Raw genomic sequence first — 10,024 nt, forward strand, 5'->3', positions numbered from 1 at the left:
CGAAATCATAGCTCCAGACGACGTTTCGTTTGCCCAGCATCTTCGAGCATGGCCACCGGCAGCGGAACCGCCAAGGCGATTTACTATGCGCTAGGGCGCTGGCCGGCGCTGCCGCGTTATGCCGAGTCGGGCACGCTACCTATCGATAACAACCCGGTTGAGAATGCGATTCGTCCTATCGCCATCGGCAAAAAGAACTGGCTATTCGCTGGCTCGGAACGGGCGGGCAAACGGGCTGCCGCCATCCAAAGCCTGCTCGCCACGGCCAAACACAATGACCTGGAGCCGCTAGGCTGGCTCATTGAGACGCTCGAAAAACTGCCGACCTGCCCAAACAGCCAGATCGATTCCTTGCTGCCTTTTATGAGTTTTGCACGGTCTTAAATGCGTTTGCCAGGTGGGGCGGCTGGCTGCATACTGATCTCAAGATCGCAATCAACCAATAATTTGCCTAGCCTGGTATTCTCCGTCTCCATGGCTTTCAATCTGGCCACTATGTCGGTCTCCATATCACCAAATTTCTTGCGCTACGCGTAGATCGTTGGTTCGCTGACGCCGTGTCGTTTGGCTACCTCTGAGACAGGTTCCTTGCCCGCCTCCCGCAGGATCCGGACTATTTGCTCATCACTAAATCTTCCTCGTTTCATATCGCCTCTCGGGGGTTGAGAAGCCATTGTAATTAAGTTAGGCTGGATCNTTGAGAAGCCATTGTAATTAAGTTAGGCTGGATCAAAAAATCCTGGGAAGCTCAGTGGATCACTTGTGAGACGTTGAAACCACCATTCACGTAGCGCATTGTATTGCGGGTTATAAAAAGTGTCGTAGGAGCAGTTAGGCTGTGAGTTTCTAATGAATTCGTCTATAAATTGCTTCTTAAAACCACTGTGCTGATGTGCGTAGAGTTTAAAAAACGTTGGAAGATGTCGAATGTTGAGATTTTTTTCATTAAGGGCATTACTTATATGAGTTGATAGAATTTCATAAATTTTCTGGACACTGTTTCTTTGCAGGCTCGGGAGAAAGTATTTTCTATCAAATCCTAAAATCCCATTTAATTGAGTTAAATAGAATTGGGTTACTTTTTTCCAGTCAGTGGTGAACCAAATATTTGCGGGTCCACCCAAGGTTGTACATTGACCTTTGAGAATAGATTGCTGACGAATTGCTAAGTATTCCAACTTCAAAAAATCCACTTTTTGTTCTGGAAATAATAGAAGTAATATAATTGCAATGTATATTTCTTTTTCCTCCTTAGTTACGATATGGGAATTAATTTGACATTGCAGTCTATTGAATAGTAATTGAAGATCACCTGTTTCTCTTGATATCTGTTGCTCCTTTTTGACTGACATTTTTTTAAGTTTTTCTTCAAAAGTTCTTTGAGAATTTACTTTCTTTTGCTCCAAAACGCGACTTCTCAAGGCGTCCGCTTTCTCCCTTGCTACATTGAATGATATATCTGGGTACTTTCCGATTGATGTTGTCGAACTTTTTCCTTTGATGCAAATAAGCAACTGAAAGTATTTGGTACCATCTTTCTTTATGGTAAGTATTAGATTATCTCCCAAATTAAATTTGGCCCCCGTCTTGGTGTTTTCAGGCCTTTTCTCATCTAAAAAACGAACTAACTCTGATCCAAATTCCTCTTCTGTCTGAATTTTCCGCTTTTTTCGGATTAATTTTTTTGGGGCATTCATATTGTCTTGGATGAAATTTGGCTTCGTTAACATTGTATCTATAAGATTAAATATTATAAAAATAATACATTTACTAAGTAAAATCTCAATTTATAAACATCTGTATAATAATTTGTTTGCAATAAAAATAATAAAATTACTTAGATTTTTTTAAAAAAATCTCATATATTGCCAAATAAAAATTAAATTTAAACCTAAAAATATTTAAAAAAATTACCTAAAAATTACTATAAATATTTGTATGGATTTTGTGGATGCTTATACATAATTAGCTGATAAATCGCTTTTATTGTAATAGTGAATTTACTATAGAGTTTATAAGAGTATCGATAGTAATTGGAAATAAAACATGATCTGTCGTTTTTATTTTCAACTAAAGACAAATTTTGTTCTTGGCTTGGTTCTAGTTTAAGACTGGTTGTTCGGGAAATAAGCTTTGACTTCTGATCGCTCAGTACATCGTAGGTTCGAATGGATGTTGCCTTGTTTTAGGAATAGTTGTGTTTTCCTGAATTTCCAAATTTTATTTGGAAATTGGATAATTCAGATGTTTACTCGGAAACGAGTTGGAGTGAAATATTTCAGCGTGATGGTTGGAGCCAGTTTAGTTTCGAGTCAAAAAATACAAGGGAGGTTGATGTTGTGGTGGCGAACGCTCGCTCTTCTACAACAGCTTAAATTCTCAGGAATTATCATGAATTCATCCTCACAATTTCGACTACTTCGGCGCTCCCAAGTAGAGGCACTGACTGGACTAAAAAGAAGTAGTATTTACGGCCGACTAAATCCGAATTGCAAACAGTTTGACGAAACTTTCCCAAAACCAATTTCCTTATCCGCAACTAACCATGGCAGTGTTGCTTGGTTGGAGGTCGAAGTTACGGCTTGGATTGAAAGCAGAATTATGGCTAGCCGGGGAAATTTGGATGTAATTTTGCCTGGCAGTGTGCTAAGTCGGTAGGGTTGCGTATTTTAAAAAGTCTCATTTTTATATTGCTAAAAATAAAATATTAGCCGGCGCAGCGGAGGTATTTTCAGAAGAGACTTTTCGGTTATTTATGTTATTTAACTATCAAATATCTATTGATATTAATAAGCAGACTTCATGTCGAATGAATTACTAAGCAGATTCACTCATTGAACAGTCTCTGATTAATTGGGTAATTTTCATATAGCATTAGACATCTGTGAGGATGCCGGCATCCAAGCCGAGTATGTTTATCCTCTATTTCGACTGCATATTTTCATAGCTCTCACATCACATGTCGCCTCGATAGAGACTACAGCGACTTACACACACGAAACCCAATCACGTCAATAAATTTTATTTATTTTCTTTGCAATATTGCGAAGAGGATAGTTTGCATCTATTGATTTTCACATCGTGACTATCTATGAGGGCCGTACCAGGGGTATTGGCTTATAAGGAATACTTATGACTTTTTTTCAATCTAGCAATATGGGAATAAGCGCAACGGACACTCAAAACTTATTTTTCAGTCAGCAACTGGCATCACACTCGCCGACGGCGATGCTATCGGCGTTAGAGCAGTTTCTATTGCAAGTATCGCTTCATCAAGAAAGTGATCAATGTGACGGAGAATATCAAAAATGGCTCCATCTGCAGTTTCAACACATGCCTCAGTATTTACAGACGCTAATGACTCTTCCTTCGGAGTATGAGTATTCCGCTTACCTAAACATACTGGCTGATTGTTGCCGTATGTTGGAGTTGACTCGAATGAGGTGCATCTTAGGTACGCCTTCTGGTCAAATGCTTCGGAAGTATGAATTTGTCGAGACCAGGCTTACTCTGGAGACTTTTAAGGAGCTGGTTTGGGTGATAAGGGGCCGTTATCAAACTCAGACATTTCGATCGGCTCAAGCTGCAAGGCGACGTGAAATCAATGTGAGATACCAGGAATACCGTCAATACGTAAATACACTGTTCGAACAAAACGACCGCTTAATTGTTATTCGTGTTGACTTAGGTTATTCCGCCGAACAGGCTGGGAAAATAGATTTTGAGATGGCATCGGATGATATCGATCGACTACTTGCAAATCGCCGATGGAACAAGTTGTTTGATCATCAGAAGGGTTACATTATTAAAACTGAATTCGGTATTGAAAAAGGGATTCATTTTCATGCCTTATTCTTTTTTAATGGATCTGAACGCAACGGTAGTTCTCATGTTCATCTTGCACAGAAAATAGGTGATTACTGGAAAGAGATAATCACACATGGGAGGGGTATTTACTGGAATTCCAATGCGCAGATCAATGATTTCGTTCGCCTGGGAAACTGTGGGATTGGTCTAATTCATTGGCGCGATGAAAAGTTACGCCAGAACCTTTTGGACCATGTTTTGGGATACTTCTTTAAAGAGGATCAATTTTTTAAACCCAAGGGTACTGGCAAGTATAAGTTATTCCGAAAGGGCCAATATTCATCCCGGGGAACAAAGAAATTGGGACGCCCTCGTCACCGCAACGATACTGTTGATCGGATGTTTTAAGCGTGTCTGGATAGGCATTTGTATAGATAGAAGAGCAGCTGCGCTCTTCTATCTATGGAGCTAACCAAAAGCCACAAACTTATTTTCACCAAAAAGTGTGTGTGTTCACGAAAAATCTTTGCGTGAAAAGTAGGTTGTATAGATATATTGGAAAACAAATCAACAGGGCAAGCTTAGGACATAATGCTGGCGCTGCTTACATCGGTTTGCCATCTTTACTCAGCACACCATTTTCTAAAACGTAAACCACCCGTTTTTGTGCAGCTGCACGTTTTTCTTGTTCGGATTCGGCTGGCCCCAAGAAACCGGCGAATGTCATTGTTAGTTTGCTTCCTTGCTGTTCTAGCTGGTATAGGTCGGAGCATGTTCCGAAGGTTTTCGTAACTGTTGCGCCGGCTTGGGTCAGTTGTACAAAAATATATACAGCTGGACAGGCAGTACCACCCGTATTTTGAACAAGTACGATGTCTTGATCTGCAAACGATTTTTTATCCAGAAATGACAAACTGTTGTTCCCTTCTACGACAGGTTCCGTCATTTTACCGTTGAATAACAGCTTATTCTCTTCGTTGACTGACAAGGTGCCGTAACGGGTAGGCATTGATGCTGAGTCAATTGGATTCTTAGCTGCCTGCTGGGCTAAGTAGAGGCGTTCTACGTAAGGTAAGCTAGACTGCTCGCCTAGATTGCCTGTAATTGATGTGGCGTTCAGCGCTACTTGAGCTAACGTACTCACAAAGGGTGACTTATCGTTGAGTTGCACAATCCAGTTTGGAGGTCCTGGATCTTCGCTCGCTTGCGTGTTGTATGTGATTCTATCGGATATTTGCTTAGGAATACTGCTGGCGCTGGCGGTTACTCTTGCTTGGCAAGTATATTTCTTCATATCTGAGTTGTAGCCATCAGAAGTAATTTCAGACAAGGTCAGTGTAATGCCATTAAGGAAACCTTGGAATTCAGGTTGATTGGCAATGCGATCTCCAAAAGGAAGCTTTCGTGCTTCATTTTCTATTTGCTCAATCATGACTTTGCGTAATTCCGTTTGCGTTGATTCGTCGCCACACGTGGGTGGCTTGGATTGGCAGGCCGTCATGAGCAACGCAGCGATTAGCCCGAAAGCCGGTAATTGAAATTTTCGAAACATAAAAAAGTTCCTCAAGAAAGAATAGGTATTTCTGAGCATGCCCAACTCACATTTGATTCTGACCAGTCAAGATTTTTTGACGACGTAAGACCTCGGGCAAATCGTTGATACAGTAATTGATATAGAAAATAGTAAAAAAGAATGTATAGACTGGGTTCATTCGTAGATCAATTTTGAATGTGTTCAGTGCATAGTTTTGTAAGGCACTTTTGGCACGGAATGCCCAGATAAGAAAGAGAATAGAGCCGACAATGTAAGCGCTAAAAAACATCAAAATAGCGCTCTTATCACGTGCATCTCTGAGTGCCAGGCAGATGCCGGTAAAGATCGCCATCCAGACAATATATTTCATATTAATGGTCTGTTTCTTTGTAATCCGATTAAACGTATCGTGGTGGCGTGTTAGCCATAACAATGGATAAAGTCCGGATGTAACGATTGTCAGTAATATGAGATGTAAAGTTTTCGTTTGGATTTCATCCTTCAGTTCTGCCGCATCGTGTTTGGCAGGTTCTGTCGCCATTGATGACGTAGGTTGTTTTTCCTTAGCGGAAAATTGGGTTGACGAGGTACTTTCGTAGGCTGGAGGGGGCGAAGCCGCATTATGCTTTGCAGCGAATGAGCCATGTTCCGGTAGCACGATTTCAATTGATTGGATTTGTACATCATCTGCTTGAATTTCGCAGACGCCCCCAGCTGCCTCAATCGCAATTTGATAGTTTCGGGCAGCATTCTCCGAGATGGACTTTTTGATCGTGTAGCTTGGTAACGCAAGCAAGCTGTCAATTTGTTCCACGGATACTTTAAATAAGCTGGCAAGTTGAGCTATTGCTACTGCTGGATCGACATCATCCCGCAATCCTTTAAACAGAATACTGAACGATGCTTGAGAGGTGGACGTACTTTTTGAGGTTGGGGTGTGTATGTTCGAATCCATGGGTTTCTTTCAGTTAAAGGTCCGCAGCAGAACGTGGCGTCCCTGTACATGCAAGACGCAATGTACGCGTAAGTTGTTGATGTTTTGAGTGTATTGGTGTGGAGCTGTCGTCAAGCAGCTAGAAACTGAAGGTAAAACTACCTTCATCTGTTTCGACTTCAATTTCTTTGATTTCGCAGCCTGGGCTCTGAAAATACGCATGTTGTCCGAACCTTAGTGATTTCGATCCCCCAGTTACTTTGCAATTTCCTCGATTGACTTCGATGGAGTTGACTTTGACTTCGTCTACCTTCGCGGTGACGTAAATTCCGGTTAGGGATAGAACGCCGATTGGAGAGGAGTATGGGGTGGACTTTAGTTCTACTTCAATTGGTGATTCACCTGTGCATCCAATCAAAGTGATTGAGGAAAGGGTGCAAATAAGTAATTTTTCGATTTTGAACATGTATTTAGCCTTTCTTTTTCATTTAGCTTGATTGATGTGAAATCAATATTAGTTTTTTGAAAACAAGGTGCGCTGAGAACAACTCAAAATTTGCTGTAGTCGATCTATTTAAATTAGCAATTAAGGTTTTAATGAAATTGTAACCTAAAACATCACAATGTGATCTTTTAAATCATGTCCATATTGCGTCTTTGAATTGATCATTACGGGAACGCGTAAAAGGTTGTGAATGGACAATTTTCAGAAAACTGTATTTGTGAAGACAATAGGGGAGGCTCTCTCAGCTCGGAGAGTGTCTATGGGGTTGTCACAAGAGAGAGTTGCTGAAATCCTCGGAATAAGCAGAGAAGCTGTTTCTCGAATGGAAACGGGAGTGGCAGTTCCTTCAATTGTCCGGATTGCTGAGTTAGCTGAAATTTTCGAATGTAGTATCGAAGAATTGATAACAAAAGGATCTAGTCGTCAAATAGATCAGGGGCGTCAATTGGCAATGATGTTTGACGGGCTGTCGCAAGAACACAGAGCTGTCATTTTAGAGGCTATTGGATGTCTTATTAATGGTTTGTCGCTCAACAAACTGAAGTGATTTTCGATGAGTTTACTTAGGCATTTAATTGAGAATTTTGGGGATTAATTGTCTTTTTGAATTAGTAATCATCCGGCAATAATAACGTGGTGACGCTTCGATTTGCTTCTGTAATGATCCATACAATTTGCCTATTCGGCTCAATTTCGTAACTTGAGATTATTGCCCCTTCATGGCGCACAGCTTCGTTGTTCCCAGCACGATCTTCCTCATGCACGATGCCCCAGTCGCCAGACTGGTGGCGACACAGTAAATCTAAAATTAGAACGTGGTTATTCTTAAGCGAGGCTAGTGCATTCTCTGTTGCGACTATTTTCCCCAGAGGAAAAGAAATTGGATTGCTCTGTTGCGATGAATCGGGCATCGTTGATAAGCTGTGCGACGGCGGCAGTAATAATGCACAAAGATTCGACATGATTTCTCCCTATAAGAGACGTTAAATTAGTTGAAAGCCAAAAGTTTCAGATAAAAGAAAATGCCCGGCGTTTTTGGTTGCCGGGCAGCGGGTTGCGTTTGCAGTTTTTTGTGTCCCAAATACGCGTAAAGGCACTTGTTATAGTGTTGTTCGGTTGTTGCGAACCTGACTTTTCAAACAGCGTTAGGGATGGGATGAAAGTCTTAAAGTACTAATTGCCATGCTTCATACAACGCCTTTTGCTTAAGGTTGGCACCTTGACCAAACCACGCTGAGTCACGTCGATGATCAGCGCTTCTGGCACGTCGCTCATGGTCAACAAACTGAGTGACTGCATTCAGCAAGCCAAATGCCGTAGATTTTGACGAGCTTAGTTCCGCACCTTTGCCTTGTCCTTCATACAGTGTCAACACACTCTTCATAGCACGTGCGTTTATCTGTTTTTCTTTACCGTTATTGGCGTCGTTAAATAATTTTAGTAAAAACCGATCTGCTTCATTTGCAGTTAATTTTCGTCCTGAGAGGACTTTCATTCGGTGTATAAAAGTGTCCCAGGATGGAATAGAGATGCCAAGCTGTTGTTTCACTGCGGCTGCATTAAAGCTGGTGTTGTGAGGTACCTTTATCGCACCAATACCGTTGTCAAGTGAGATAGCAAGCGTGTTATTGCAAACAACGCGGATGCTGGTAAGTTGGGCAGTCGTTGCTAATGTTCCGTCGCAACCGGTTGCTAACAACAGATAGGCGTGCATGAGATCATTGCCTTTAACAAAGGACGATTTATTGGTCCGTGCCAGTGCCCATAATTTGCGACCACCTTTCATTACTCCAGCAGTCTCAAGTTCAAAACCAGCCATTTCAGTTAAGTCGCGGTAGAACTCAAGAATTTGACTGGGTTGTACAACTTGATATCGCGCAGAAACGATTGATAGTGGGGATCCGTTGTCTGATCGGTACAATACTTTTTGTTCCGGAAACGATGAAATTGATTTCAAATCATGCGATTTCATAGAAAACTGCACCGGTGCTTCCTGGATCGTGAAATTTAACCCAGATTGCTGCGACCAGACTTCAATTGACTGATTTGGTGTTAATTGTTGACCTAAATGATGCCAAGGTGTGGCATTCACATATGCCATTGATTCAATTTGATGTGACATTATTTTTTTTCCTTCAAGCATGCCTGTAGAGGATCAACTCACTGCCTATGTGGGTTGGCAATAGTTAAGGAGTTGTTCAAGTGGGAATTGATATTCAGTGAACCTACGAAACGTATTCTGTTTTGTAGTACTTCTTGGGTACTGAGAATCCAACGTCAGAATGGTTTTTCGACGATGGATAGGGTAGGGGAGAGGAGAGGGGTTATTTATCCGAGGAGGATATGCCGCCCGTCAGATGAAATTGATGCTGGCAATTAAGACAAACATAATTGTCTAGAACATGATCATCAACCACATCTCCCAATTTTGCACCAGCAATACAGCCGCTCGATCCACCTAACAATCCACCAAGTAGAGCACCAGCCAATCCGCCGACTAATGCACCTGCTGGTCCAGCTACTAGTCCTATACTTGCACCTAGTTCGGCCCCACCTGCTGCACTGGCGGCACCAACAGCAGCGCCAGCAACAGCACCAGTTGTACCGCCGACTTTACGACCAACGTGACGGGCTTCGATCAAAAATGATTTGCATTTTGGACATTGGTTTTTCATGATATTCCTCAAGGATGGTGTTTTTAAAATTTCTGGGCCTAAAGTTAGTCCCAACAACAGAGAGCTTTTCTCCGTTCACCTCGAGAATATGTGGTCGAAAAATTTTAGAATTTCTTCATGTAACTAAAAGCTCAAGCTCATACATTTTATTGTCAAAAAAAATAACATTTTATTCATCGCAGCAAAAGTGAGCCTTTTAGCAATTCAAAATTGCACTTATTTAATGTGAAAAAACAAAGGATTAATGTATTTATGGGAAAAGTTGTATAAACACCTATGTGCATAATTTAGTCCTTAAGGAAATGGCAAAAAATAGGTCGCCCAGGCTAGCGTCTTTGGTAATCTGGCGATCTATTGATTTCTTTTTTGGAAATGATTGTTGAGAAAACACGTATTGTTCATAAGTATTGGCAGACCTATGATAAATCCGATTGATAGACTATCAATTGAAAAAATCCAGATGAGCCAATCGCTAACAGAGGGGGGCGAGTACTTAAAATGGGACAGCGAATTGCTCGGTATCGATAGCGCGATGCGCGACGACTGGCGTCAGCGCGGCATCATTTGAT

The 10,024-nt window shown here is 41.5% G+C and carries 11 protein-coding genes; 4 read left to right on the forward strand and 7 right to left on the reverse strand.

The genetic code is table 11. The features are described from left to right. On the forward strand, positions 1-384 hold a 384-nt coding region (locus tag EYB48_RS18640; RefSeq protein ID WP_162021887.1), incomplete at its 5' end, for an IS66 family transposase. Positions 385-527: 143 nt separating this feature from the next. Here the strand turns inward: EYB48_RS18640 and EYB48_RS19555 are convergent. Both EYB48_RS19555 and EYB48_RS18650 read right to left on the reverse strand, forming a co-directional pair. Further along, positions 528-674, reverse strand: a complete 147-nt coding sequence (locus EYB48_RS19555; RefSeq protein WP_408058374.1) for a transposase — start codon at positions 672-674, stop codon at positions 528-530. Between the two features lie 45 nt (positions 675-719). Next, positions 720-1,697: an Arm DNA-binding domain-containing protein gene (locus EYB48_RS18650; protein WP_162021889.1), complete on the reverse strand. Its 978-nt coding sequence runs from the start codon at positions 1,695-1,697 to the stop codon at positions 720-722. Positions 1,698-2,391: 694 nt separating this feature from the next. Here EYB48_RS18650 and EYB48_RS18655 point away from each other — a divergent pair. Together EYB48_RS18655 and EYB48_RS18660 are read left to right on the forward strand one after the other, a co-directional pair. After that, positions 2,392-2,658: a helix-turn-helix transcriptional regulator gene (locus tag EYB48_RS18655; RefSeq protein WP_162021890.1), complete on the forward strand. Its 267-nt coding sequence runs from the start codon at positions 2,392-2,394 to the stop codon at positions 2,656-2,658. 474 nt (positions 2,659-3,132) lie between these two features. Then, entirely contained in the window at positions 3,133-4,215 is a 1,083-nt protein-coding gene (locus EYB48_RS18660; protein ID WP_162021891.1) for a YagK/YfjJ domain-containing protein, read from the forward strand. A 196-nt stretch (positions 4,216-4,411) separates the two neighbouring features. Here the strand turns inward: EYB48_RS18660 and EYB48_RS18665 are convergent, their stop codons facing one another. Beyond that, complete coding sequence (locus EYB48_RS18665) at positions 4,412-5,359, reverse strand: hypothetical protein (protein WP_162021892.1); 948 nt, start codon at positions 5,357-5,359, stop codon at positions 4,412-4,414. Between the two features lie 46 nt (positions 5,360-5,405). Then, complete coding sequence (locus EYB48_RS19080; protein ID WP_202927837.1) at positions 5,406-6,296, reverse strand: DUF4234 domain-containing protein; 891 nt, start codon at positions 6,294-6,296, stop codon at positions 5,406-5,408. Positions 6,297-6,970: 674 nt separating this feature from the next. On the opposite strand from EYB48_RS19080, the gene EYB48_RS18675 reads away from it, so the two are divergent. Further along, the gene (locus tag EYB48_RS18675) at positions 6,971-7,327 is read left to right on the forward strand and encodes a helix-turn-helix domain-containing protein (RefSeq protein WP_162021893.1); all 357 of its coding nucleotides are present in this window, start codon (positions 6,971-6,973) and stop codon (positions 7,325-7,327) included. A gap of 61 nt (positions 7,328-7,388) precedes the next feature. Here EYB48_RS18675 and EYB48_RS18680 read toward each other — a convergent pair whose 3' ends face one another. The 3 genes from EYB48_RS18680 to EYB48_RS18690 all read right to left on the reverse strand — a co-directional run bounded on the left by EYB48_RS18680 (position 7,389) and on the right by EYB48_RS18690 (position 9,455). Then, the gene (locus tag EYB48_RS18680; RefSeq protein ID WP_235935291.1) at positions 7,389-7,742 is read right to left on the reverse strand and encodes a hypothetical protein; all 354 of its coding nucleotides are present in this window, start codon (positions 7,740-7,742) and stop codon (positions 7,389-7,391) included. Positions 7,743-7,945: 203 nt separating this feature from the next. Further along, positions 7,946-8,902, reverse strand: a complete 957-nt coding sequence (locus EYB48_RS18685) for a DUF932 domain-containing protein (RefSeq protein ID WP_162021894.1) — start codon at positions 8,900-8,902, stop codon at positions 7,946-7,948. A 202-nt stretch (positions 8,903-9,104) separates the two neighbouring features. Continuing rightward, complete coding sequence (locus EYB48_RS18690) at positions 9,105-9,455, reverse strand: hypothetical protein (RefSeq protein WP_162021895.1); 351 nt, start codon at positions 9,453-9,455, stop codon at positions 9,105-9,107. Positions 9,456-10,024 lie beyond the last annotated feature (569 nt).

It is taken from the genome of Cognatundibacterium crateris (genome assembly GCF_010078235.1).
Lineage (GTDB): Bacteria > Pseudomonadota > Gammaproteobacteria > Burkholderiales > Burkholderiaceae_D > Undibacterium > Undibacterium crateris.